The 25,603-nt window shown below is 39.4% G+C and carries 19 protein-coding genes; 7 read left to right on the plus strand and 12 right to left on the minus strand.

Annotation, left to right across the window (positions count from 1 at the left end; all coding sequences use genetic code 11):
* Positions 1 to 544: 544 nt before the first annotated feature.
* On the minus strand, positions 545 to 3,511 hold the full coding sequence (locus FDK13_RS05075; RefSeq protein ID WP_137338907.1) for a DPP IV N-terminal domain-containing protein: 2,967 nt from the start codon (positions 3,509 to 3,511) through the stop codon (positions 545 to 547).
* 693 nt (positions 3,512 to 4,204) lie between these two features.
* Between FDK13_RS05075 and FDK13_RS05080 the strand changes: the two genes are divergently transcribed.
* The 3 genes from FDK13_RS05080 to FDK13_RS05090 all read left to right on the plus strand — a co-directional run bounded on the left by FDK13_RS05080 (position 4,205) and on the right by FDK13_RS05090 (position 6,478).
* The gene (locus FDK13_RS05080) at positions 4,205 to 4,840 is read left to right on the plus strand and encodes a response regulator transcription factor (protein WP_137338908.1); all 636 of its coding nucleotides are present in this window, start codon (positions 4,205 to 4,207) and stop codon (positions 4,838 to 4,840) included.
* 529 nt (positions 4,841 to 5,369) lie between these two features.
* The gene (locus FDK13_RS05085) at positions 5,370 to 5,774 is read left to right on the plus strand and encodes a hypothetical protein (protein WP_137338909.1); all 405 of its coding nucleotides are present in this window, start codon (positions 5,370 to 5,372) and stop codon (positions 5,772 to 5,774) included.
* An 80-nt stretch (positions 5,775 to 5,854) separates the two neighbouring features.
* Positions 5,855 to 6,478: a LuxR C-terminal-related transcriptional regulator gene (locus tag FDK13_RS05090; protein WP_137338910.1), complete on the plus strand. Its 624-nt coding sequence runs from the start codon at positions 5,855 to 5,857 to the stop codon at positions 6,476 to 6,478.
* Positions 6,479 to 6,552: 74 nt separating this feature from the next.
* On the opposite strand, the gene FDK13_RS05095 is transcribed toward FDK13_RS05090, so the two are convergent.
* From FDK13_RS05095 to FDK13_RS05110, 4 genes are all read right to left on the minus strand, one after another.
* Entirely contained in the window at positions 6,553 to 7,170 is a 618-nt protein-coding gene (locus tag FDK13_RS05095; protein ID WP_137338911.1) for a hypothetical protein, read from the minus strand.
* A gap of 39 nt (positions 7,171 to 7,209) precedes the next feature.
* Positions 7,210 to 8,433 (minus strand): efflux RND transporter periplasmic adaptor subunit, encoded by a 1,224-nt coding sequence (locus FDK13_RS05100; protein ID WP_137338912.1) that lies wholly within the window; start codon positions 8,431 to 8,433, stop codon positions 7,210 to 7,212.
* A gap of 9 nt (positions 8,434 to 8,442) precedes the next feature.
* Positions 8,443 to 12,786 (minus strand): CusA/CzcA family heavy metal efflux RND transporter, encoded by a 4,344-nt coding sequence (locus tag FDK13_RS05105; protein WP_137338913.1) that lies wholly within the window; start codon positions 12,784 to 12,786, stop codon positions 8,443 to 8,445.
* 95 nt (positions 12,787 to 12,881) lie between these two features.
* Entirely contained in the window at positions 12,882 to 13,202 is a 321-nt protein-coding gene (locus tag FDK13_RS05110; protein ID WP_137338914.1) for a DUF6660 family protein, read from the minus strand.
* A 115-nt stretch (positions 13,203 to 13,317) separates the two neighbouring features.
* Here FDK13_RS05110 and FDK13_RS05115 point away from each other — a divergent pair, with 115 nt between their 5' ends.
* Positions 13,318 to 13,659, plus strand: a complete 342-nt coding sequence (locus FDK13_RS05115) for a type II toxin-antitoxin system RelE/ParE family toxin (RefSeq protein WP_137338915.1) — start codon at positions 13,318 to 13,320, stop codon at positions 13,657 to 13,659.
* A 4-nt stretch (positions 13,660 to 13,663) separates the two neighbouring features.
* Positions 13,664 to 13,990, plus strand: a complete 327-nt coding sequence (locus FDK13_RS05120; RefSeq protein ID WP_137338916.1) for a helix-turn-helix domain-containing protein — start codon at positions 13,664 to 13,666, stop codon at positions 13,988 to 13,990.
* Between the two features lie 19 nt (positions 13,991 to 14,009).
* Here FDK13_RS05120 and FDK13_RS05125 read toward each other — a convergent pair whose 3' ends face one another.
* The 5 genes from FDK13_RS05125 to FDK13_RS05145 all read right to left on the minus strand — a co-directional run bounded on the left by FDK13_RS05125 (position 14,010) and on the right by FDK13_RS05145 (position 19,848).
* Entirely contained in the window at positions 14,010 to 15,593 is a 1,584-nt protein-coding gene (locus tag FDK13_RS05125) for a glycoside hydrolase (RefSeq protein WP_137338917.1), read from the minus strand.
* Between the two features lie 15 nt (positions 15,594 to 15,608).
* The gene (locus FDK13_RS05130) at positions 15,609 to 16,781 is read right to left on the minus strand and encodes a glutathionylspermidine synthase family protein (protein WP_137338918.1); all 1,173 of its coding nucleotides are present in this window, start codon (positions 16,779 to 16,781) and stop codon (positions 15,609 to 15,611) included.
* A gap of 45 nt (positions 16,782 to 16,826) precedes the next feature.
* Complete coding sequence (locus FDK13_RS05135; RefSeq protein WP_137338919.1) at positions 16,827 to 17,438, minus strand: Cj0371 family chemotaxis-regulating polar lipoprotein; 612 nt, start codon at positions 17,436 to 17,438, stop codon at positions 16,827 to 16,829.
* Between the two features lie 234 nt (positions 17,439 to 17,672).
* Positions 17,673 to 18,959 (minus strand): aminotransferase class V-fold PLP-dependent enzyme, encoded by a 1,287-nt coding sequence (locus FDK13_RS05140; RefSeq protein WP_137338920.1) that lies wholly within the window; start codon positions 18,957 to 18,959, stop codon positions 17,673 to 17,675.
* Positions 18,960 to 19,065: 106 nt separating this feature from the next.
* Positions 19,066 to 19,848 carry a M23 family metallopeptidase gene (locus tag FDK13_RS05145; protein WP_229215909.1) on the minus strand — a complete coding sequence of 261 codons (783 nt, stop codon included), beginning with the start codon at positions 19,846 to 19,848 and terminating at the stop codon, positions 19,066 to 19,068.
* Between the two features lie 120 nt (positions 19,849 to 19,968).
* Here FDK13_RS05145 and FDK13_RS05150 point away from each other — a divergent pair, with 120 nt between their 5' ends.
* Together FDK13_RS05150 and FDK13_RS05155 are read left to right on the plus strand one after the other, a co-directional pair.
* Complete coding sequence (locus tag FDK13_RS05150; RefSeq protein ID WP_137338921.1) at positions 19,969 to 20,940, plus strand: aldo/keto reductase; 972 nt, start codon at positions 19,969 to 19,971, stop codon at positions 20,938 to 20,940.
* A gap of 308 nt (positions 20,941 to 21,248) precedes the next feature.
* The gene (locus FDK13_RS05155) at positions 21,249 to 21,560 is read left to right on the plus strand and encodes an isoamylase early set domain-containing protein (RefSeq protein WP_137338922.1); all 312 of its coding nucleotides are present in this window, start codon (positions 21,249 to 21,251) and stop codon (positions 21,558 to 21,560) included.
* A gap of 102 nt (positions 21,561 to 21,662) precedes the next feature.
* Here the strand turns inward: FDK13_RS05155 and FDK13_RS05160 are convergent, their stop codons facing one another.
* Positions 21,663 to 22,589: a hydroxypyruvate isomerase family protein gene (locus FDK13_RS05160; protein WP_137338923.1), complete on the minus strand. Its 927-nt coding sequence runs from the start codon at positions 22,587 to 22,589 to the stop codon at positions 21,663 to 21,665.
* A 164-nt stretch (positions 22,590 to 22,753) separates the two neighbouring features.
* Positions 22,754 to 25,447 (minus strand): PVC-type heme-binding CxxCH protein, encoded by a 2,694-nt coding sequence (locus FDK13_RS05165; protein WP_229215910.1) that lies wholly within the window; start codon positions 25,445 to 25,447, stop codon positions 22,754 to 22,756.
* Positions 25,448 to 25,603: the final 156 nt, after the last annotated feature.

A 25,603-nucleotide genomic window follows, 5' to 3' on the forward strand; every position in this document is an offset into this window, starting at 1 on the left:
ACGCTGTCTGGAAGTAAATAATCAGTTGTCAGTTATAGTAAAATAAAGTCCGGTTAATAAATCACTTTAATAAAAGCACACGAATTTCTAAGAAGTAAAATGTAATACTTCCAAATTTTTTAGACTTCAGTTAAATCGGAATCTCCAAAAGAGGCCTGATATAAAATCTGAAATCAACATTAAATAATTTAGAGAAATAGGGAATACGGCAAGCTGACTCACATTACGCGACTTTCAGGATTATATTTAACTGCAATAATATTCCCAAGATCACCAGTACTGAATCAAATTTGATTGGATCAATTATAACAACTATGCCAGAACGAAGGGTTGTAAACCTGCTAAAACCCGACTCGACAAAAAATCATTTTGGGGAATTCTTGTGGATTCACTTACTCAGAATAAACAAGTCAGAAATAGTACAATTTCGATATATAAATAGGGCAAGTGCAATAATTATGCCATGCCGGATTATGAATATCAGACGGAGTTTGTGCAAAATTATTTTAGACCTTTATCCTGAAAAATGATACACCAGAATTCATTAGAAACCTGTTTTTAATTTTTTCAAATCAAAAAATTCTCCGTTTTTATATACACCATTTATTCTCAGCACATCCTTAATATTGCTTAAAGGATCACCGTCAACCAGTACTATATCTGCCAATTTACCTGGCTCAATAGTTCCAAGGTCTTTCTCCACGCCTATTTCCTGCGCCGACCACAAGGTAGCGGCTCTTAAAGTTTCAAATGGTGAGAGGCCTGCTTTAACCCAGCATTGCAGTTCAGCATGAAAGCTAAATCCGGAAGGAATAATGGGTGAATCAGTTCCCAAAGTCACTTTCGCACCAGATCTGACCAGATTAAATAATGTTTTTTCAACATTGGAATAAGTGCTTTCATTCATTCTGGAAGCAGATCCCTGAAGGTCAGTTTTCAACTTTTCCGTATAGAATTTACTGTATTGCCAATGACTAAAAAAACTGGTGTCATTTTTTGCCAAAGCAGTAAAACCACCCTGAAGCGAAACTGTTGGCGTGATATACATTCCGGATTTGATAAGAAGCTGCTGCACATCCTGATAGGTATTGTTCATTGCAGTCAGCTTGGGAGAATATCCTCTTCTGCTTGTGGCCCCCATATGTTCCACACCATCCACACCATTCCCCACTGCAGGATAAATCTCGTGCGACGTTACCGGCAAACCATTTTGGTGAGCAAATTCCGTCACTCTTTTTTGAAGGTTATCCGGCAGGCCAACGTAAGTTTTAATCAGATCATAACCCAATTTTACAGCACGGTTTAGTTCCAGATCCAGTTGCCCACCGCCCACATTACTTGTGCTCCGGTTGTAATAAACCCGGCTTCCTTCCATATGTCCGCCTGTAAAAAAAGTGCGTGGCCCCAATCTTTTTCCGCTATTCCATGATTCTTTTCTTTCCAGCGCGTCGTATGGATCGGTACCCGGTTCGCGGATAGAAGTAATGCCGTATGCCAGCCAAAGTCTACCCCCCTTTTCACCCATCTGAGCATTTTGATGTGTGTGCATTTCAAAAAGTCCGGGAATTAATACTTGTTTTGAAGCATCAATAATTTTCGCATTTCCATAAGCGCCTGCACGGTGCGGTGTAATTTTTCTAATCCGGGCACCTTCAATCAGCACATCAACATTTTCCAGATATTTTTCGGATCGACCGTCAAAAACTTTTCCTGCATGAATCACAAACCGGTCTTCCGGCTGCTTTTTCTGCCAGGTAAAATTCATATCGATCATTTTAATTTCACCGTCCGCAACAGATACTTCTTTCAACATATCAGTCGCCAGAAAAACTATTTTTTGGGAATCTCCTGACCAGCTAGGCGCTTCGGCCAGCTCATTGGTTAATCTTTTAGGCGGTCCAACAATATTTAATTGAGGATCAACAGGTACAATCCATAAAATATTATCAAGAATATAAGCGATTTTTGAGCCGTCGGGGGAAATAACCGGACCATTCTTTCCTCTTGTTGCAAGCGTACGTTCAGGAACCGGTGAAACAAATCTTGACGGCGACTTGTCAAGCGGAATGATCAGGATTTTACTGAGTCCTTCTCTGAATCTTGTCGAATATGCTTCGAGAGAAGAAATAACAATATATTTCCCATCTGGCGCCCAACCTGGCTGCGAACCTTCGAAAAGAGAACCGTAAATCGTAGCACTTTTACCAGTCCCCAACTCCATTACATTGAGTACATTTTTACCAAGTGACTTAGGATCAGCCTGATAAAAAGCAATTTTCGATCCATCCGGCGACCAGGAAGGAAATTTCAAGTTATCCGGGGCATCCAGCAAACAAGTATCTTTTCCAGTTACAAGATCTCTCACATACAAATCCATATTGCCCTTTTTATCACTGGTATAGGCCAGTTTTTTCCCATCAGGCGACCATACCGGATCTACATCGATAAAGATATCGTTCGTAATCTGAGTAGGTTTCCCAGTTCCCTTTTTATAAATCCATAAATCACCTAAGGCAGTAAAAACAATACTTTTTCCGTCGGGAGAAACAATCGGGCTTCGTATTCCCTGAACAGGTTGCGGTTTCTTTGAATCAAAATCCCGAACCTTTGTAATATATTTTTTACGGTTTAAAATGACTTCGGCTTCAAAAGGGATTTTTGTCGTTTTCGTTTCACCCAAATGTGCACGTAGGATCTGGCCATTTGCTGTATACAAGTATTCTGTATCCGAAATCCAGCTTGCCTTAAACGGAAATACATCATCCGACTTATCCGATAAAGTCTGCCAGTCGCCACCGCCCACAGCTACAAGTTCCAACTGACTTCCTTGTGGTAAAAGACTATTAAAAATGACCTGCTTTCCGCTCGGATGCCATACAGGGGAAAACAACTTTTCCTTACTATGAACCAGTAATTTGGGCTCACAATTTGATTCAAGAATATACAATCCGGCAGCAGAATTCCGCTCAGAAACATAAGCAAGCTTTGATCCATCTGACGAAAAGGAAGGAAAGTAATCATTTCCAGGCTCTGCGGTAAGCTGCGTAAGATTTCTTTTGTCCACATCAATTTTCCATATGTCATAATTTCCGCTTCTATCGGAAGAAAAAACAATTTCATTTTTTGTGGGCGACCAATGCGGCTCGCGGTCATGATATACCCCAAAAGTAAGTTGTGTTAAAGCACTTCCATCTTTATTGACTTTCCAGATATGGAAATTTCCATCCCGGTACGACTGAAATGCGATCTGACTTCCATCCGCCGACCAGGTTGGCTGGCGGCAATCACCTAAGGCATCTGTTAAAGCAACTGCCTTTCCACCGCCAGCAGACATAAGCCAGATAGTTCCCTGAATATCCATCGCGATACTTTTTTTATCGGGCGAAAGCGCAATGGCCATGTTGGTTCCTTCTGTCAGGGTAACACGGATAGAATCGGGGGTTATAGCTTTGGACGAAGTAAAAATCAGTAGAAAAAGGAAAATATTTAAGAGGTTTGGTTTTATGCTCATTACTAAATAATTATTGATTTTTGGGTTATTCTTTTTTTATTAAATCATTGGTAATATGTTCTTCGCAGCATTACAAATCTCAATCAAGTATAGAAATAAATCGAAAAAAATCAGAAGATTGATATCAACAATGCATTTTCTTATTATGTATATTCACATTCAAACATCTTTTATCAATTTGGAAAGAAGCACAATAGTTGAAATAATTAATTGAAGTATATCATTAAATATACCAATAAATTTCACAAAAGACAATTTTGACCAAATTAAATATTGAAGCACATTTTAATGAAAAAGAGTTGGCTTTCCAAAACAATATGCTTCATAACAACTTTGTCTTAAGACATTAAAAATGCGAGATACCGGCAAGGAAATTTTAACGATTTACAATATACGTTTTTGTTTTATTTTTCGGATTTAAGACGAATAATTTTCCTTAAAATCCTGTTAAAGCATCACTATTTAAACAAATCATACATTCCTGTCATATACCGATTTGTTTTTTTGACACCAAAACATGAGGTACTGCTTTTACTTTTATAAGTAAAAAAATCATTTCACTGTGTAAAAGAAAAATACGAAGATACATTCGTTAAAATTGTCATTAAATGGATAACTCTTGTAGATATATTTCGATACTTTAACAGCTAATAAATAATTAGATTTGTTGCTAAACAACATCTGCACTATTTTATGAACATTTTAATTATCGAGGATCACCCTTTAATCCGAATGGGCCTCGGACACCTGATTTTTGATACAGATCCTAAGGCAAATGTGACCCAATCTGATAGTTTCCCCGCGGGGCTTTCATTGTTGGGAAATGAAAAGTTTGATTTATTGATCCTTGATATTGACATTCCGGGGGGAGAAAATATCAGAATGATGGAAATGGTGCGCCAAAGACAGCCTGACATTCTTATCCTGATTCATTCCGGATATGACGAACAAGTATATGCTTTGCCGTATATGCAGGCAGGTGCAGATGGATTTCTCTCTAAACAGGCTTCTCACGATGAATTTCAGGCCGCCTACAAGGCCTTAATGAACAGAGGAAAATATGTAAGTTACCGTATTCAACAAACGTTGTTGAATAATCTGGGAGATAACAACTCAAAGGGTCTTAAAAATCCCATAATGACTTTATCTCCGCGTGAAATGCTGGTCATGCAGCTTTTAACCGAAGGAAAATGGACAAAAGAAATTGCTTCCATTTTAAAGGTTAAAGAAAATACCATCAGTACTTATAAGCGCAGGATATTTGATAAACTTGACGTGTCAGACGAAATTGAATTATCTAAAAAAGTTTCCCTTTTGAAGAACTTCTGACCTTCAACACATTAAAAAAAATTCTATTTGCCTTGCATCATTACCATGGTTGTTTAATCGTTTTCCAGATACCGATTACTATATTTTCTTCTGGTTGACAAGCAGTTAAAACAACTCCATCTGTCTTAATATAACTGTTCCACACCTTTCCAAAAAGATTCAATGGTAGAATCAACAAAATGACATAGAGATATTTCTACAAAATGGAAATCCGATCTCGACAAATACATATAAAAATCTCCCTTAGCTTTGATAGTAAGAATAAGGTATCATTTACCACTTTAACAGACACACTCTATGGCAAAAAACAAATACTCAAATCCGGCTGCACTACTCACACGCTAACGGCCGGAAACAAAGCTATTTGAACCATACTAATTTAGGGTTCAAATAGCTTCCGGCAAAAATGAAAATTTATCTTACCCTCATCAAGACAATCATGTTGTTTAACTAAGTTTTGACTTGACGTCCATAAGTCATCTTTCTGTAAATCATGATTTCCTGAACCTGAAATCAAAATTTAACCGTTATGAAACGACTTCTTGTTTATGATCTGCAAAGTAACACACATACCAAACTGGTAGATCTTTTGCAATTACATAAAGAGGAAGTATACATTGAAGAGGCTGTTGGCATTAGCGATGTTTTCAGAAAACTGGCATTTGGAAAGAAAGCACCTTTGACAGAAGACAGCAATAATTTGCTGGTTGTCCGCCTTAATGTTCCGGATATGGAGATTCTTGATTTCCTGGGCTATCTCCATAAAAGCAAACCGGCTTTACGGATCATTTTGTACACTTCTGAAAGTATCCAATGGTTAGAAAAACTCAATCTTATTACAGGAAAATCTTTAATTCCGGTAAGTATAATTGTTACAACGAAAATCAATGACGTTGTCCGTAACCTACTCGAATTAAAGGAATTAAAAGCATAAATAGCAATTACGTCACTCCGGTTAGGACTCAGGAAATGATCTATTCATTTATTCCATACACTTATTAATCAGAATTAAAGATGACAAGAATATTAATTTTAATAAAAAATGACTTTTTCAGATTGGGTATCGCTGCTTCTATTAAGGAATATGCCGACAACGTATATATTGAAGAAGCCGATAGCTGGGAAAATATTCCTGCGGTTTTAAAAAAATCCTATTTTGATGTCCTTATCGTTGATATTCGCTTATCAAACCTGACCAATTTAAATAGTTTTGAAGGAATTCGCCGGATTCAGCCTTCTGTTAAAATTTTAGTTCTTGGCGAAGAGAATGAAAAAGTTTGGGCTCTGCCTTATCTAAAAAAGGGAGTTGACGGGATTTGCCTTAAAACCATGTCGAAACATGAGTTCCAGTCCGCATTTAATACCATTATCAAAGGACGGAAATATATGGACGACGGACTTACAGATTTCTTACTGAAAGGAATGGTCGAAAATGATCTTGTAAATTTGCTTTCAGTCCGGGAATCTGAAATCATGCAGTTACTTCTTAAAGGATGCCGTACCGCCGAAATTGCCAGGGAATTGAATCTTGCGCCTTCCACGATAAGTACCGTTAAATTCAAAATTTACCGTAAAATGCAGGTGACAAACGTGGTAGATCTTATGAATAAGGTCGAAACATTTCAATCCATAGCTTAGACCGGAAAAAACTTTAAAGCTGTCAAAATAAAGTAAGCTAAGTTCCTTTGCATATGGAACTTAGCTTTTTTATATTAATGAAGAAAAAAAGTGATAATACCAACCAAAATCAGAATAACTCCGGTGATGCGCTTTTCATTGTGTTCAATAAAATGGGTATCCACCAGATGAATTCCTTTAAATGCGAGCATGACCAGGCTTACAATTCCTGCAATACTTGTAACTGCATAAACAGCGGCAAGTATTAAAACACTTTTTACACCGAAAGCTCCCGCAGAAAGAAAAAGACTTTCCACTTCAAGGCAAGGTGATAAAAACATAATCCCAACGAAAATCAAAATCCATCTTGTTCGTGATTTTTCATACTGTTTTACATCTTCCTGCTCACCGTGATGGTGATGCGGAAGGTTGACAGAAAAGTATATCAAACCGAAAATAATCAGCAAAACAGGCGCGATAATATCTACAAATTCGTTGTATTTCCCCGCCAGCCTTGTTCCGATAATGCCAAGAACTATTCCCAGTGCCACTGTACCGGCCACGTGAGCCAACGCTATTATAAAAGCAACACTCAATAGCTCCGGACGCTCCCATTTTTCGGCTTTCGCCACTGCAACCAAAGGCAGCCAGTGGTTGGGAATGAGCGCGTGCACCAGGCCTAATAATATTGTTGCTGTAATGATACTGTACATAATTTCCTCTTTTATCTTTTATCAACGTGTCAGCAAAACTTAATGTTCATGTCCTCCACCTCCGTCACTTTTAAGGAGATGACTTTGAATGTAATAAGATCCTTTTAAAACAATTTTTGCATTTTTTCCCAAAACCTGCAAAGGTGTTACCTGAACATAACCCAGTTGTGTTGTACCCGATTTCACTTCGATTCGCTGAAAATGGTATGACTTCTCTTGAGCTTCTTTCTTATCCTTTTCATCTTCCAAAACAAAAATAAATTCTCTCCCATCTGCTTTGATCACGGCATCGACAGGCAACGCATTTACTTTATTTTTTCCGATATCAATTAGCGCATTGACATACATCCCAGGAATCAATATCTGCTTGTCGTTCAGTATATCAGCATGAACGGCGACGGATTTCGTCTCATTTTCAAATGCCTTGCCTACGCTGAAAATCTTTCCGCGGATTTCTGCATTATCCTGATTTGTCAGGACAAAACGTACCGTTTGATCTGGTTTTACCTTTTGCAGATCTTTTTCATAAACCAACAAATCCACATGCATTTTGGTATTATCTACAATACTAAAAAGTGAATTCCCCGGCTGAACATTACTGCCGATTTTGATATTAACTTCTGTGATATAACCCGAAATTGGAGCCGTGACCGAAACGGTAGAAACAATATTCCCCGACCCGGATCCATTGATATGCAGCATGTTCAACTGTTTTTGAAGAGAATTGTAACGCGCCTTTTCTATTTCAAAATCTGCTTTTGTTTTTTGAAAAGCTTTTTTGGCATTGACATTCTCATCCGACAATGTTTTTTGTCTTTCAAATTCAGCAGCTAAAAATTCAGTATTACTTTTTGAAATAAGAAAAGATTCCTGAAGCCGGGTAAACTCCGGACTTTCCAGCGTTGCAATGGTTTGCCCGGCTTTGACAAATTCGCCTTCAATAACCTTGATTGACTTCACAATACCCGCCATAAAGACAGAAACATCCGCCTGATTTTGCGGTGGTAATTTGGTATAACCATTGGCATTGATTACTTCACTCAGATTTTTACTTTCAAACGTTCCCAGCACAATATCAGAGGCATCATATTGAGCCTGTGTCAGCGCGACTTCTTTATTTTCCAAATCCAGGCTTTTCTCTTCTGTTTTAGGTTTCTCCTCCTCTTCAGCCTTATCACCAGAGGTATTTTTACAGGAAAACATAACCTGCACTACCAAAACTGCCAGCAAAATATTAAAATATATAATGGTTTTTCTGTTCATGATTTTCAACTATTGATTTAATAAATATTGCAGGCTTACATAAGCCTGGTTGAAATCTGCAATTGCTTTCAGGTAATTCATATTAATATCAAGCGCTATTTGAATGCCCTGAAGATATTCGACATAAGATATTTCTCCGCTCTGGTAACTTTTGGAGGCATTGGAAGAAATCGTCTGGGCATTGGGGATAGCCGAAGTTTGGTAGTATTCAATCAGCGACTGGTAAGTATAAAGCTGAGTCAGCTGCTGCTGGTACTGATTTTGAAGTTGTGACTGAAGATAATCCACATTTTTTTTCTGCAACTGAATGTTGGTTTCCGCGGCCTGAACTTTTGAACGGTAGCTCTTTGAAAAAACCGGAATTGCAATACCCGCCTTAAAACCCTGAAACCGCGGAAAACCATTGTAATTGATATTCTGCCCATTAATATCCTGGTTTCCGGTAAGCGACTGAATAAAATATCCGGCAGTAAAATCCGGCATTAGCAACGTCCTTTCAAGGTTTTTATTAGCCTTTGCAATTTCTACTTGTTGTAACGCATGAAGGAAAACAGGATTTTGATTTATGGCTGTTGTGTCAAATAAAGTACTGACGGGCGCGGCTGAAAACACAGTATCACTTACAATAAAATCAGTATTGAGATTTAGCAATAATCTGATCTTTGATTTCCCAACGGATACCAAACTTTCATTTTGTTTAATCCGTTGCTGGATTTCCTGTTGTTTGCTGATCGCAGTTGTCTTTTCCAGCAGATTTGTTTCGCCGGTTTGAAATCTCAGTGATGCAGCTTTCACAAATTGACCAAGAATACTATCCTGTTTTGTAAGCGAATTATTTAGTTTGGTCAAATACAAAAGTGTCATCCAGTTTTGCCGGATTGCATAAATTATTTCCTTTTTTGACTGTTCCAGTTTCATCTGGCTTCCTTTGAGGTTACTGTTTAAAAGCTCCTTTCGGGCTCCATATTGGAAAGGACTGAAAGTTTGTGAAACTTCGTAATTCTGGTCAAAAGCCTTGGTATTATATTGTCCCAGCATACCACCGATATTTGTTTTTGGAATATCAAAAGCAGTTCCTCTCAACTCTGACTGCATCTTTATTTCCAACTCACCTGCCGAAATCAGTTGATTATTTTTTGATCCTAATTCAATTGCTTGTTGTAAACTCAATTTAGGAATTGACTGTGCATTTGTATCAAACCCAATAAAAAGCAAAATCATCACGGCAGTTATGATACCTGATTTCTTGATTTTCAAATTATTTTCCAGATACCAGTAAAGAATTGGTAAAACAATCATTGTCAACAAAGTAGCACTGATCAAACCGCCAATTACCACGGTAGCGAGAGGTTTTTGCACTTCCGCGCCTGCACTTGTACTTAATGCCATGGGAAGAAAACCAAGCGATGCAACGGCCGCGGTCATCAGAACAGGACGCAGACGAACGCTGGTTCCTTCCTTGATTCGCTGCATGATATCGGATAATCCTTCGGCTTTCAACTGATTGAAATAACCAATCAAAACGATCCCGTTTAACACCGCAACACCAAACAATGCAATAAAACCAACACCGGCCGAAATACTGAAAGGCATATTCCGAATCCAAAGAGCAAATATGCCGCCTATTGCCGAAAAAGGAATGGCTGAGAAAATCAGAAGCGACTGACTAACGGAACGAAATGTAAAAAACAGCAATACAAAAATCAGAAGCAAGGCGACAGGAACTGCAACGGCCAAACGTTCATTGGCTTGAATGAGGTTTTGAAATTGTCCGCCATAAGTCACATAATAGCCAGCCGGGAGGCTTAATTTTTGATCCAGTTTTTTCTGGATTTCTTCAATCACACTTTTTACATCCCGGTCACGAACGTTAAATCCTACCACAATTCTTCTTTTTCCGTCTTCACGGCTGATCTGCATCGGGCCCGGTTCATAGGCAATATCTGCTACTTGTTCCAGAGGAATCTGGCTACCGGATGGAAGTGAAACAAAAAGCGTTTTCAGGTTGGAAATGTCCTGTCTCTTTTCCTGAGCCAACCGAACAACCATATCAAAACGTTTTTCGCCTTCATAAACCACACCGGCAACTTCTCCGGCAAAACCGGTTCTGATAACTTTATTCAGATCTCCAACATTAAGTCCGTATAAAGCCAGTTTGTCTTTGTTATAACGAACCGTTATTTGTGGCAATCCTGCTACTCTTTCCGCTTTGGCTTCTGTAACACCTTTTACATCCTGGATGATTTTCAAAACTTCATCGCCCTTACTAACCAGCATTTCAAGATCTTCTCCAAAAATCTTGACCGCGACATCGCTCCTTACGCCTGTCATCAGCTCATTGAATCGCATTTGAATCGGTTGAGAGAACTCGGTGGAAGCACCAGGAATTGCTTCCAAAGCCTCTGACATTTTCTCCATCAACTCTTCCTTGGTTTTCGCGGAAGTCCAGTCTTTTTTATCCTTTAAAATGATAATCATATCACCAACTTCCATCGGCATCGGATCTGTTGGAATTTCGGAACTCCCAATTTTGGTGACGATCATTTTCACTTCCGGAAATTTGGCTTTCAGGATTTGTTCCGCTTTTGTGGTCGCTTCAATTTCCTGAGATAGTGAACTTCCGGATGCTATCACAAGGTTTGTAGCGATATCTCCTTCGTCTAGTGTTGGTATAAATTCACCGCCCAAAGAGTTGAAGACGAAGGCAGAAATAATGAGAAACACCACAGCAACGGATAATACCAATCCTTTAAAACGCAACGATTTGGTAAGTAATGGTTGATAAATCTGCTGAAAAAAATGAATGATCTTGTCGCTGATATTGATCTCATGCCCGGTTTGTTTTTTCAATACCAGCGCGGTCATCATCGGAATGTAAGTCAGCGAAAGAATGAATGCACCAAGAATTGCGAACGAAACCGTTTGCGCCATCGGACCAAACATTTTGCCTTCGATATCAACAAGTGCTAAAATTGGCAGATAAACGATCAGGATAATAATTTCTCCAAAAGCGGCACTGCTACGGATTTTCGCAGAGGCTTCGTATACTTCGGCATCCATTTCCTCAGACGTCAATTTCCCTTTAACACTAACCTGCAACCGGTGAATAATCGATTCCACGATGATCACAGCACCATCAACAATAAGCCCAAAATCAATGGCCCCGAGCGACATCAGATTGCCTGAAACGCCAAATAAATGCATCATACTCACTGCAAATAACAACGACAGCGGAATAACCGAAGCGACAATTAGTCCGGCGCGAAGATTTCCGATCAAAAGGATCAGTACAAAAACAACGATTAAAGCACCTTCCAAAAGATTTCTCTCAACGGTTCCAATGGCGCGGTTTACCAGTTTTGTCCTATCGACAAATGCTTCGATGGAAACGCCTTTGGGAAGAGATTTCTTGATCTGTTCCATTTTTTCCTTGACGCGGGACACTACTTCGGCGCTGTTTTCGCCTTTCAGCATCATCACCATTCCGCTTACCTCTTCTCCTTTTCCATCTTTTGTAACAGCTCCATAACGAATGCTGCTGCCGATCTGAACCGTAGCGACATCACGTATCAAAATCGGAATTTCGTTTTTTGTTTTGATTACGATTTTATTGATCGCATCAATACCGTTAACCATACCAATTCCTCTGATGAAATAAGCGTACGGTTTTTTGTCAATATAGGCACCGCCGGTATTTTCATTATTCAATTCCAGTGCATCCAGAATTTCTGCGATGGTCGTATTCATCGCCTTTAACTTGTCCGGTTCAATCGCGATTTCGTATTGTTTCAGACTTCCGCCCAATGTATTGACTTCTGCCACACCAGGTGTTCCGATCAATTGCGGACGAATGATCCAATCCTGGATTGTTCTTAATTCTGTTGCAGAGTATTGTTTTTCAAAACCTTTTTGCGGAAAAACTACGTATTGATAAATTTCTCCCAGTCCGGTACTTATCGGCGCCAGTTCAGGATTTCCAAGACCTTTTGGGATTTTACTTTCTGCCTCTTTCAGTCGTTCTGAAATTTGTGCACGAGCCCAGTATATATCAGCGTTTTCCTCAAAAACAATAGTAACCACGCTAAGCCCAAACCGACTTACTGAACGCAATTCCACAATTTTTGGAATTGATTTTACTGCCAGCTCAATCGGATAGGTAATAAATTGTTCAACCTCCTGCGTTGCCAGCGTTGGGGAAGTTGTAATGATCTGCACCTGATTATTGGTAATATCAGGCAGTGCATCAATGGGCAGATTGCTAAGCGAATAACCTCCAACAGCGATTAATGCCAGCATAAACAGGCCTATAATAAACTTATTATAGATACTGAAATGAATGATTTTATCTAACATGAAAATTTAATTGCCAAAATAACAAACAGGCGGAATTTTGACATAGAACCTCAACGGCTCAATACCTCAAAATTTTACCAAAAAATAAGATGTTATCAGGCAATCTTTGGCGGCTGCCAAATGGAGAAGGAAAGTTCAGGACGGAAACAATCAGCGTAAAGCGGAAATTTTACTGCGGCAAAAACAGCTTTTGGAATTTTAACCGCTGGAACCGAAAATTGAAAAAAAGTAGAAGCTGCACAACAGCTGCATGTACAAAATGGCGTACAGGATTCACTTTCGTGTGAATGATTCTTATGCTCCACAGAAGCAGAAATTTTCAGCTCATCTTTGCCATTGCATTCCAGTCCATCACCGCACGGAAAGCACGACAATAGTAAAATGTAAAGACTTAATGTGAGCTTGAATATTTTCATTAGGTGCAAAGGTAAAGAATATGGATTGAAAATCGTATTCAAATTTGGAATACTCCTTTTTCGTTTGATAATAAGTTTCTAAATTTAGAAACTTATTTATTTTTATTAAAATAGTTTGCAGTACTTTCACACACGATTTTTAGAAGAAGCGGATCACTTTCTAGCCAGCCTTAATCGTAAGGCGGTTCGAAAAATTTTTTATAATATTGATCTTGCACAACAAACCAATGACCCCAGGTTGTTCAAAAAACTACAAGGTGATATTTGGGAATTTCGCACGCGATTTGAAGGACAACAAATAAGGATGTTGGCATTTTGGGATAAGACAAATGAGCAAAAAACATTAGTTTTCGCTACGCATGGCTTGATCAAAAAGGTTGATAAAATACCTGCCAACGAAATTCAACGAGCAATAAAAATCAGAACAAGATACTTCGAAAGCAAACTTAAAAAATAACGTTATGGCAGACATTGAAACAATATCGTACTCCTTAGCCGAGATGAAAGATAAATACATCGGAAAAGCGGGAAGCGTAGATAGAGAAGATTATGAATACGAATTAAAAATGGATGTCCTGGGCCAAATGATTAGAACAGCAAGAAAGGAACGCAATTTGACACAAGAACAGCTTGGACAACTTGTTGGCGTTCAGAAAGCGCAGATTTCGAAATTGGAAAGTAGCGTTAATAGTGCAAGTATTGATACCATTTTAAAAGTCTTCAAGGCGTTAAATGCGAATATATATTTTAATGTAATATTAGAAAACCAACATTTAAAACTGGTTTGATAAATTGTGAACTACTATTTCACTCAACAACCATCGTCACAACCGACCGTGCCGGCAAAATCACTTCATCTTTTAACTTCTGAACAGGATATGGTTTAAGGTTATCGCCTTCCGAAGCACTGGTAATATATTTTTTCAAATTTGAGGATTTACCAGCATTAGCAAGGTCAATTTTTACTCGTTTTTCTAATGTTGTGTAATTAATTGCTACAACGATAACTTTGCCTTTTGCATCTGTATAAGCCGATAACATTACATTTTGAGCCGCTTTTAGATCAGATATTTTATCACTTCGATCCACAATTAATCGTTGCATTCCCGGACGAATAAAACGGCTAAAATTCCCGAACGCCCATAATCCTTTCGTTTGAAAATATTCTCCGTCGGTATGTTTTTCGTTGGGTTTTAATGCGATAAGAAAATAACGGGTATCATAATCCGGGCTGCCGGGTTCATAGGAATTCCATAATTGCCATGCCGACGCATTACCTACGACCAGATCATTATGAATCACTTTCGCGAGAAATAGGGCGCAGTCAATCGCTGAACGTTTTTCTTTTGTGCCTTCGCGAAAACCATCAGCCAGCATGGAATATTCCGTTTGCCAAAATTTTACATCATATTTCCTCGTAGTGTCGGCTACATTTTTTCTGATTTTTATCAAACTGCTATCACCATTTTCCGTAAAATAGCTATGACCGCCAATGAAGTCAGACGTATGTTTCAGATTCCGCACTTTCAGTTTGCTCTCTTTTCCAAAGAAACTCTGGATCTGGCGGTTGGTATTACCGGAACCTGCATATAAATAATTCAGCATGCCAGCTTCCACAAGCATAATTTTCGATGAAAGTTTTTGTGCAGTTAATGCACTGTCAAGTGCCGTGGTAACTTTATAAATTTCCTCATTCTTCCATGAAGTACCTTCCTGACTGGCTTGTCCGGGCTTGTTCGACCAATCCCATTGTGGCTCATTAACCGGACTTATATAATTGAAATGTAAATTTTCGGCATCAAAATGTTTGATCACATCCGCAAGAAATCCGGCGTAAGCACCATATTTATCGGGTTTCAGATTTGATTTGTAATCTTTTTCAGTTTTAAAGCCACGGCCATTTTGAGTGAATTGTACCGGCGGGGTATTTGAAAATGCGATCAGATTTTCTACGCCATAAGATTTTGCTTTTTTGACAAACCACACATACCCAGCCTGCTTATTCCAGTCATAACTTTCGTCCGGATTTTGAAAAGATTCAACTCGTTTTCGAAAGTCCTTAATTCCACTGCTGTCACCCTGCTCTGCTGTCCCGCCGCCAATATTAAAGCGCCAGGCTGAAAGTCCGATACCTTTGGGATTTCCTTTGTTATCAAAAGATTTGCTAAAAAGCCATTCTGCTATTTGTTCCTTTTTCTGCTCCGGCCAGTATTTCCCGATTCCCTCTGAGAACCAGCAGCCTGCTGCTCCAAAGTTTTCAATTACCTGGGCTTTGTTTTTTGTATCAATTTTAAAAATAATCGGCCCTTCTGTTGCCTGAGCAAACGATTTTAAATCAAAAGCGAAAACGAACACAAACCCTGCTAAGACAGTAAAAGCAATTTTCATCATAAAAATCGAAACCGGTTATTCAACAATGTGGCCTACAAATTGAGCTGTATTATCCAAAATTTTTCCACCACGTCTAAAACCTAATGCACAAGGTTCGCCGACATAAAACACACCTGCCTGATAAGAAAAACCTTCCTCGTCTTTCGGGAATTCTACGTATTCCTGATAAATTCTTTTTTGTCCTTCATAATCACCCTCCACTTTTTCAAGCACTTCTCCTCCCCTTTCAATGATTGATACATTGGCGCCTTCTCTTCCAAATAAAACCTTGCTAACCGATTTTTTATGTGGAATAACATAACGTTCCGTTTGCAGCAAAAGCGGATGGTAAGGGAATAGATCCCACAAAATTTTAAGAATATATTTTGACTGAAACAGCAATGTGTAAGCCGGATTGAGAATAACAGCCAGACGATTTTTAGCAATTTCAGTCAATAAAACCGTTAGTTCGGGTTCGTCTCCACCTATAAATTCCCAGGGAATCAGCTTGAACCAAAAATCAAAACGAACGAAATTTCCGGATCCCGAACTGTCCTGTTTAAAAATCCCTTCTTTGGAAAATTCAACCTCTTCGATATAAGCAAAATCTACATCAAAACCTGCCTCCTTGGCCGCTTCCGATAAAATATTAACATTCGTATCGTCTTCCGGAAAACCATGCATGGTGGAGAAAAGGATAGAAGCAGTCAGATCAGAATTGACGAGTTTTATGTATTGAAACTGTTTTACCAGCGTTTCATATAAAGTGTTAAATTGATGTGAATCATCCTCACTATTTGTCCGCAAATGCGCCCATTGTACCACCGCACTTTCCGGCAGACAAGTTGCAGTATCAGCATTGAATTCGATCAGTTTTACCGGCTGTCCATCAAAACCGCCAGCGAGATCAAAACGTCCGTAAAGATGTACGTTCCGGTCTTCCTCCCACGAAAGTTTCACTAATTCAACCAGATTTGGAGAAATACCCATTTCATCAAAAAGCTGGTTATCAATAACATACTGACCCGCTTCAACAAACATATCATAAAGTGTTGCAGCGGCTTCGTAATATCGGGTTGCTGTTTCTTCATCAATCACAACAACATCTTTTACCAGATAAGGCGTTGTATCCGTACCCAGCATCCAGTTCCAGCCTAATTTTTGAAGTGCACTTTCAGGAGTTTGCGGGAGTGATTTTAATTTTATCATATTATTTCAAGGTTTAGATTTTCAGATTTTTTTCAAAAAATGAAATCAACCTCCGCTTCTTCCAGATGAACGGCCAAAAAATCCGCTTCTTCCACCCGACGGGCGCGTCGTTACAACTCGTGTAGAACGTGAAGCACTAACATCATTAACCGCACTTTGCGATTTATTAAAAACGCCCGGATTGCTATAAACACTTCCTCTGGAATTATTCTGGTCCCGGTATGTATTCATATAACCATTACTATTATTTCTTCCGAGCATGTAGCCAATTCCACCATATAAAAGCATACTGGAAAGTCCGCTGTGATGGCCTACGTACGACTGATTGTTTCGTATATCTTTATCAATCAAAGCCTTGGCGGCAGTAGTACTTAAAGAATCAGTATGTCCGTCCAGATAAGTAACGATAGCCAGGGATTTATCCGCAGCAACACTTTCCTCGTCTGTAATTTTAAATTCGCCAGGTTTCACTTCTTTAATATGCGAACGGATTCCTTTTGAATAAGTCGTTTCCTCATAGCTGTAATCGGATTCATCGTCGTTCGACGAACAGCTGCTCATCATAGATGTCCCCGACAAAATCGCCAGGGTTAATGCGCTGCTCAGTGTTATATCTTTGGCTCTTTTGATGAAAGAACCTTTGCGTAGTTTGGTCATATTATTAACAAATTTTTCCCGGTTAAAGAATAAACCAAATGTAGCTGTTTAGAACACAGTAGCGAAAGCAATTTTGTCAAACGGTTGAATATAAGCTGCAATAAATGTTTTGGGTTGTTTTAACGACGATTTAATTTGATAAATGGTTTTAACCCGAACGACTTTAAAATCAAAATCCTTTGAAAAGCAGATGAAATGCCTTCAAAGGATTTTAAAATTGTCTAATTATTATATCTAAGCCTTCTTCGAAATCTTCTCCAAAGCCCCAACCAATTTATCCAAATCACTTATTTTAGTATAAACATGCGGTGTTACCCTTACACAGTTCACATACTCATAACTAATTGGCGTTGTGTGGATTTTGAAATCCGTAAACAATTTACTTTCCAATTCACCCGGTTTAATTCCGTCAACACTGACACCGGCAATGGCACAGGAATATTCCGGTTTTAAGGAAGTATGGATTTTTACACCAGGAATCTGCTGCGCTTTTTCAGCCCAATATTTTTTGAGATAATGGATACGTTCCTGCTTCCGTTTTGTTCCAATCGCTTCCTGGAAATTAATCGCTTCACCTATGGCCTGTTCGATACAGAAACTTCTTGTTCCTAACGTTTCAAACTTGCGGATATCAGCACTTGTTGGTTCGTGATTACAAACCAGAGGCCAGATTTTGGCGATTTTATCTTTTTTCACCCACATCATCCCACTACCAACCGGAGCACTCAAAAACTTGTGCAGACTCGTACCAAAATAATCACATTCAAGATCAGCAATTTTGAAATCAAGTAATCCAAAAGAATGCGCACCATCCACAATTACCTCAACACCTTTTTTATGCGCCATCTGACAAATTTTCTTAACCGGCATAATCTGTCCAACCCAGTTAACCACATGCGTAAGATGGATAATTTTTGTGTTAGGCGTAATGGCATCTTCATAGGCCTTGACAATCATCGCGTCATTTTCAATCGGAAATTCAAATGACAATTGTTTGTAAACAATTCCATCCCGAAGCTGACGCTGACGCCAGGCGTTCATCATGTTTGGATAATCAAATTTCATCCCGATCACTTCGTCACCTTTTTGCAAAGGCAAACCAAAAATAACGGTGTTCAGAGCTTCTGTGGCATTTCTGTTGATTGCAACTTCTTCCGGATCACAACCGCCCAAAGCAGCCAGTCGCTGACGTAAAGGCTCACGTCCTTTGTCCATAATCCGCCACATATAATAGGAAGGGCCTTGTGCCGCTTGTCTGTTATATTTTTCCAGTGCTTCCTGAACAACCAGCGGAGAAGGGGAAACGCCGCCATTGTTGAGGATTATAATATCACTTTTACTTGCTGAATATGCTTCCTGGATCACCGCCCAGTAATCTTCATTATTTCCGATATCATCTTTCCAGAATTTTTCAGCAGACTGAAAATCAGCGGCGTGCAATTCGCTAAAAAGACTATTGACTCCAAATGCGCCCATACTCAGGGCAGCACTTTTTTTGATAAAAGACCGGCGGTTGTTCATAATTACGAGAAATTAGGAATAGTTAAGGGAGTGATTTATAAAATATTGCAAATATTTTTCAAGTAATTTTAATCAAGCCTTCTTCCCAACCCGCTTATTCACAAGGCTATTTTTTCACTGTTGAATTCATTAACCAATCGTAAGTATCACCCGGATAGGGTAATGCGTCGCTGTTTAGTTTCAAAAACATCAAATGCAAATGTGTTGGTGAGCGTTTTTTAAATGCATTAAAACCACTTCTTCCCATTTCCGAAATTTTATCTCCGGCATTTACCCATTGGCCAGGTTCTACGAATAAAACGTTATTATGGGCGTAGTAAAATAATCCGTCAAGACATGGATCATAAATCCAGATCCAGTTTCCGCCGCGTAAATCGCTGTCATACTTCCAGTTATTTTCCACTGCCACAACAACCCCGGAAGTAAATGCCAAAACTTCAACCGGTTTCCAGGTTCTGTCATCCAGATTGTCCTGATTTTTATCGTACACAAAAAGGTCATGCGCCGGGTGACTTCCTTTTACGTCCATATCAAAAAGGTCAAAACCGTCTGATCTATAACCCATCCCCCTGCCTCCAATCGATTTTTCGGGCGTGTAGCCTTTGATTGGAAAAACGAAATATGTCGAATCTCCCATCCGGCAGGTATCCCCATTATGAAATGTGGCCCTGATATTTCTAATATTTTCCTGCCAGGCCCGCGCCGCCGAATCCGGTGTTATCGCGCAGTCACGGATATCTTGCTGGATCTGCCGAAAGGAACTGCAATAGGATAGCATATTCTCTTTGGGCAACGTTTGTGTATTCCACCCTGCCATTCCCAAAATCAATAATAAGCCAACCAATCGTTTCATGGTACCCTCCAACAATGCTCTCCCGCTAAATGACATTTTATTTAATAACAAACGCAGTATCTTCTAAATGTAATAAATTAAAACAAATGTATTTCAATAGCATTAAAATTGTACTATAAATTCCTTTAAAGAAAAAACAACTAAACTTTAACAAAAATGCAATACCGCCGTTTTGGACGTAGTGATTGGAAGATCAGCGAGATAGGTTATGGAATGTGGGGACTTGCCGGCTGGACAGGATCCGATCTTAAAGAAATTGAAGATTCTCTTGACCTGGCCGTAGCATCCGGATGTAACTTTTTTGATACAGCCTGGGGATATGCCGAAGGTAAGAGTGAGATGATTCTGGGAGATCTGATCCGCCGGAATCCTGATAAAAAATTATATGCAGCAACAAAAATTCCGCCTAAAAACCGTCAATGGCCTTCAAAACCCTCCTTCCTTTTAAAGGATGTTTTTCCGGCTGATTATATCGTGGAATATGCTGAAAAAAGTTTAAAAAACCTGGGTGTTGAATCAATCGACTTGTTACAATTCCATGTCTGGGAAGATGCCTGGGCACATGAAGATGAGTGGAAAGAAGCGATTCAGAAACTTACCAAAGAGGGAAAAGTTGAACGTTGGGGAATCAGTGTCAACCGCTGGGAACCGGACAATGCATTGAAAACTTTGGAAACTGGTTTGATCGATGCGGTTCAGGTAATCTACAATATTTTTGATCAGGCACCAGAGGATAATCTCTTTCCATTATGTAAAAAACTTGACATTGGCGTCATTTCGCGTGTTCCACTGGATGAAGGTACTTTGTCAGGACATTTTACAAAAGAAACTACTTTTCCGGCAGACGACTGGCGCTCTACTTATTTTGTTCCGGAAAATCTGAATAGCAGCGTTGATCACGCCGAAGCACTTCGTCCGGATCTACCTGAAAATATGTCTATGCCGGAAGCCGCTTTAAGATTTATTCTTGCAAACGAGGATGTTCACACGACCATTCCGGGGATGAGAAAATTATCTCATGTTAAATCTAATATTGCTACCAGCGATGGACAAAGATTATCAGAAAACGAGCTTGAAAAAATAAAGAAACATCGTTGGGACCGTGAACCTACGGAATGGTCCCAATAGACTTTCTTATTGACTTTTTCAAAGAAATGCTGCATTGCAACAGAGCGTTGTGCAGCATTTTTCATTATATCTTTGGCAGATTTTCTAAGAATAATCCTACCTTAAAACAACTTTCCAGGAGCTAAAATGACTTTAATCCCCAGATTTGAATTTCAGTAAAAAGCGTTGAAAAATTGCACTGAGACCTCTTTTTTAAATAAAATCATATAACTATTCAAAGAAAGAAAAAATTTATTATGCTGATAGTCATTTATTTGTATAATTTTTGATTGTATATTTGTCTCATCAACTAAAAAACACTACAAATTATGGCAATTACTAAACAGTATTTGAAAAGCAAGCCCGTTGTAAAAGTAACGTTCACCTTACCTGCTGAAGCCGTTGAAAAATCTGAAACAGTTACGCTTGTGGGCGAGTTTAATGGATGGAATCCGGAAGAAGCTGTTGCATTGAAAAAACAAAAAGACGGTTCGTTCAAGGCTAGCCTTGACTTGGTTCCTGGTAAAGAATACCAATTCCGTTACCTTTTAGATAACGAAATCTGGGCAAATGACTGGGAAGCTGATAAATATGTTTCTGCTGGAATAAATGCAGAAGAAAATTCAGTTGTAGTTCTTTAATAGCTTTTAGCTTTTAGCTTTTAGCTTTTAGCTTTTAGACAGAAAATGGCCAGTAGATAATTCTACCGGCCATTTTCTTTTTTTCCTTAGCTGAAAGCTACCTCAAATTGCAAAATTATCGCTGTCTACATAAGCTTTTATTAATGCAGCTTCTCCTTCTTTTCCTTTTTGGGAATTTCCGTGTTCCATACCCAGGATGAAATTTCTTCCTTCCTTTTTGCTGCGGGTATAGATGTATTTAAAAATATTTTTGTAATTGATTTCTCCTGTTGTTGGTTCGTTTCTTCCTGGTTCATCGCCTATCTGAAAATAGTCAATTTCATTCCATGTAGCTTCAATATTGTGGATAACACGTCCTTCATTTTTCTGCATGTGGTAAATATCATACAGGATTTTACAAGATTTGCTGTTCACGCCGCGGCAAATTTCATAAGTCTGATCAGAAGTACGTAGAAACAAATTTGGCGTATCGCTTAGTGGTTCCAAAACCATTACCAAGCCATTCGGTTCCAAAATTTCAGCTCCTCTGCGAAGCGCATCAATAACATTTCCGGTTTGTACTCCTATTGGCAGACTACGGTCGAAATCTCCCGGTACAACCGTCATCCATTTTGCATTCACGCGTTTTGCTGTTTCCACTGCTTTTTTACAGCCAGCAAGGAAAATATCAATATGCTCTTTTTTGTTGGATGCTAATGTATTTGCTCCATTTCCACCTTTATCCACAACAAAAACACCCATTTCCATACCCAAACGAGTCATTTCCTTGGCTATTTTTTCCTGTTCTTCAACCGGACGCCCCATCATACCGTTATCTTCCAAAGCCATAAACCCCTGATCGGCCATGAATTTAAGCTGATCAATCACATCTTTACCGGCATTGTTTTGAAACATACCGAAGTGGGAAGCGTATTTAAGTTTGAAAGTATTTTTTGCCATATTCGAAGTTGGAGCTGCAAAAGCCTCATTCGCTGCAATCGCAGCACCGGCTATTCCAAGTGATGATTTAACAAAGTTTCTGCGGAGCATGATTTAATGATATTGTTATGGTTTTAGTGATAAAGAAAAGTTTTGCTGATTTATACCGATTAATTTAAGGGTTTCACGCAAAGCAGGTAAGAAAAAAGGCAAAGCACGCAAAGATTTTAACTTTGCGTGCTTTGCCTTTATCTTTTTTGCTTTGCGTGAAACCCTTAATTTCTCTTTCTTCTTTTTTCCTTCTTACTTTTCGGCTGCTCCACTTCTTCCGCTACAATAACCGGTTCAACAGGCTTTGGAAAGTATGGCGCCAGTTCTTTTTTCACTTCCTCCCTGAATGCATTTTTAACACCTTCCAAAGCGGCTTCCTTAATATCTCCGTCAATCTGATTTTGTTTTAACAATTTAACAACCGCATCTTCCCCCGGCCAGCTTCCGCCAAGATAACGAGCCGCATCTGCCCGAACAGATTCTTTCTGGTTTACATCCAAAGCCGTGGATCGTAAAATAAAGACAGATTCCGCACTTCCCGCAGTTTGAAGAGATGCCAGTAAAGCCGATTTCTTCGAATCGTTTAAGGTTGATAATTTATCAGTAATAAAAGAAACACCGGCAATTTCCAAAAGCAAAGCACCGGCATCACGCCCGAGAACGCTACCCGATTTTTCAATTGCCATTTGGAATAATCGTGAATTCTCAGATTCAGGGGTATACCGGGTTACCAACTCAATATAATCCTCTGTACCGTACGTTTCATTGAGTAGTTTATTAAGGGCTGTCAATCCTTGCTGGGAATTTGTGACGAAAGATTTATCCAAATGCAGCAGAGCCAGTTTGCTGACCTCAATCCGGTCAGATGATTTTACGTCCATCACATGCATCAGTGCCTGTGATTTTTCATAGCCCGCGTGGAAAAAGTCAAATGCACGGAAATAACGTAATCTGCTTTTAAACGTTACCGAAGTGTCCGAAGCAAGATCAGTTAAATAAGGAATGGCTTGTCTCGTTCTTGCCAGCCAGATTAAATCTTTTCCTGAATCTGTATCACCAGGATTTTTACCGGCCTTTGCAAGCCATGCAGGAAAAATTCTTTCCCACTGCCCTATCGCACCGATACTTAATGCTTCCACAGACCAGCGGTCATTTCCCTTATATTGCTGTGCCAGTTGCAGCCAGACATCCAGCGCTTCGTACGTATGGTTATGATTAATAGCCAAAGCACATTCCCGGCGAACCTGCGGATTTAGATCAGAGGTTAATCTTTTGATATATTCAGTAGGATCACTGTTTCTTTGACGCACCGCTCTTAACGTTGTAATACGTAAATTTGGATTTAATTCCCTGAACCCAATATCCAGATTTCTATGATTAAAACCTTCTATTTTGTTCAAAACCCAAAGTGCGCGAGCGCGTAATTTTGGATTTCCGTTATATAATCTGAATAGATTTTCCAGCTCGGGTTCTGCCGCCATACCCAGTTTAACACATGCATTCCAGGCTAAATAACGTTGGGATAAATTGGGACTTTGTAAAGCCTTCACCGCTTCAACCGGAGATGTTAAATCGTAAACCGGGATTTTGTAAGGAGTACCCGGAGGCGCAATCCTGAAAATCCTTCCCCGGCTTTTATCCTTCATTTTGTGAGAACCCGCTACCGGATCATACCAATCCGAAATAATCAGCGAGCCGTCAGGCGCCACACAAACATCTGTCGGGCGAAACCATTTATCTCGTTTTCCTTCCAAAAGTGGAAGAATTCCGGTTGATTTGAAACCGGCTCCGTCAGGTTGCATTGGAAAAGCTCGCACCGTATTTTGTCCGGCATCTGCCAGAATGATCTGGTCCCAGTAACGTCTTGGCAATAAATCTCCTTCATAAACCACCATACCCATGGGCAGGCCTGAGCCAGTTTCGAGTAAATTTGGTACTACGCCAGGATCATTCTGATGCCAGTGACGGCGCGGAATTTCGTCTTCAAGATTGGTGTGATTGATGCGCCAGCTGGCTCCACTCATTTCATCTATATAACCGAAATTCCCATTTTCCATGACATAACTAACCCGGTCAGCACCATTGCCTGGTTCTTCCTGATCCGATTGCCACATCGTACCATAACTATCGACCGCTATTTCAAAACCATTATGGAAATTTTCGGCCAGTATTTCTACATTTCTGAATTCCTGATCAACCCGAAAAACGACTCCCTGACGATATTGACGAAAATCGATAGGTCTTTCATATTTATCCAAAAGGGGCCGATCTTGTCCATCGACAAGTTGTCTTCCTGCATTTCCGTAATTGAAATAAAATTTACCATCCGGACCAAATACAAAAGCATGAACGCCGGCATCTTGCTGCGTACCTCCAATTCCTTTAAAAAGAATTTCTTTTTTATCCGCTTTATCATCGCCATCCGTATCAGTGAAAAGCCACACATATGGGCTCTGGGAAACAATGGCTTTGTTGCCCATTACCCAAATTCCCAGCGGAGAATTTAATTCTGCACCCTGATAAAAAATTTTGGTAACATCCGCCTTTCCATCGCCGGTTGTATCTTCCAGAATCACGATCCTGTCACCAACACTCAGTTCTGATTTTCCATTGACGGCCGGACGATAATTATATGATTCGCAAACCCAGACTCGTCCGCGGTGATCCACGTCAATGTTAATCGGATTGGTAATTAATGGTTCGGAAGCGAAAAGCGTCGTTTCAAGTCCGTCAGCAGTTAAAAGACCGGCGACAGCATTTCTTGAAAATCGTTTTTCAGGTTCGGAAAATGTTGCGTACAAACTATCCGGATGAATTTTCGCCAGTGTATCAACCACTTGGCATATACCACTCAGACTAAAAAAACAAAGATTTGCGGCAACCAGAAAGGCAGACTTAAAGTAATTAATTCGTTTCAAAACTTAATTCTATGGAGCAGAAGACTATTGGACAACTTCAAAATTACCAGTTCTTTTTCAGATTAACGAAACAAAGTTTTACTTAAATTGAAAAAATAACGCCAAAAAAACAGCCCGTCAAAACAAAAGTGTTTTAACGGGCTGCAATTAAAGATT

Source organism: Dyadobacter frigoris, assembly GCF_005280585.1.
Taxonomy (GTDB): domain Bacteria; phylum Bacteroidota; class Bacteroidia; order Cytophagales; family Spirosomataceae; genus Dyadobacter; species Dyadobacter frigoris.

Excerpts from the sequence above, each read along its gene's own strand:
- FDK13_RS05135 (WP_137338919.1), bottom strand. The coding sequence starts at position 17,438 with ATGACCAAACTACGCAAAGGTTCTTTCATCAAAAGAGCCAAAGATATA.
- FDK13_RS05085 (WP_137338909.1), top strand. The coding sequence starts at position 5,370 with ATGAAACGACTTCTTGTTTATGATCTGCAAAGTAACACACATACCAAA.
- FDK13_RS05145 (WP_229215909.1), bottom strand. The coding sequence starts at position 19,848 with ATGTCATTTAGCGGGAGAGCATTGTTGGAGGGTACCATGAAACGATTG.
- FDK13_RS05140 (WP_137338920.1), bottom strand. The coding sequence starts at position 18,959 with ATGAACAACCGCCGGTCTTTTATCAAAAAAAGTGCTGCCCTGAGTATG.
- FDK13_RS05130 (WP_137338918.1), bottom strand. The coding sequence starts at position 16,781 with ATGATAAAATTAAAATCACTCCCGCAAACTCCTGAAAGTGCACTTCAA.
- FDK13_RS05075 (WP_137338907.1), bottom strand. The coding sequence starts at position 3,511 with ATGAGCATAAAACCAAACCTCTTAAATATTTTCCTTTTTCTACTGATT.
- FDK13_RS05120 (WP_137338916.1), top strand. The coding sequence starts at position 13,664 with ATGGCAGACATTGAAACAATATCGTACTCCTTAGCCGAGATGAAAGAT.
- FDK13_RS05155 (WP_137338922.1), top strand. The coding sequence starts at position 21,249 with ATGGCAATTACTAAACAGTATTTGAAAAGCAAGCCCGTTGTAAAAGTA.
- FDK13_RS05110 (WP_137338914.1), bottom strand. The coding sequence starts at position 13,202 with ATGAAAATATTCAAGCTCACATTAAGTCTTTACATTTTACTATTGTCG.
- FDK13_RS05125 (WP_137338917.1), bottom strand. The coding sequence starts at position 15,593 with ATGATGAAAATTGCTTTTACTGTCTTAGCAGGGTTTGTGTTCGTTTTC.
- FDK13_RS05100 (WP_137338912.1), bottom strand. The coding sequence starts at position 8,433 with ATGAACAGAAAAACCATTATATATTTTAATATTTTGCTGGCAGTTTTG.
- FDK13_RS05080 (WP_137338908.1), top strand. The coding sequence starts at position 4,205 with ATGAACATTTTAATTATCGAGGATCACCCTTTAATCCGAATGGGCCTC.
- FDK13_RS05095 (WP_137338911.1), bottom strand. The coding sequence starts at position 7,170 with ATGTACAGTATCATTACAGCAACAATATTATTAGGCCTGGTGCACGCG.
- FDK13_RS05090 (WP_137338910.1), top strand. The coding sequence starts at position 5,855 with ATGACAAGAATATTAATTTTAATAAAAAATGACTTTTTCAGATTGGGT.
- FDK13_RS05150 (WP_137338921.1), top strand. The coding sequence starts at position 19,969 with ATGCAATACCGCCGTTTTGGACGTAGTGATTGGAAGATCAGCGAGATA.
- FDK13_RS05105 (WP_137338913.1), bottom strand. The coding sequence starts at position 12,786 with ATGTTAGATAAAATCATTCATTTCAGTATCTATAATAAGTTTATTATA.
- FDK13_RS05160 (WP_137338923.1), bottom strand. The coding sequence starts at position 22,589 with ATGCTCCGCAGAAACTTTGTTAAATCATCACTTGGAATAGCCGGTGCT.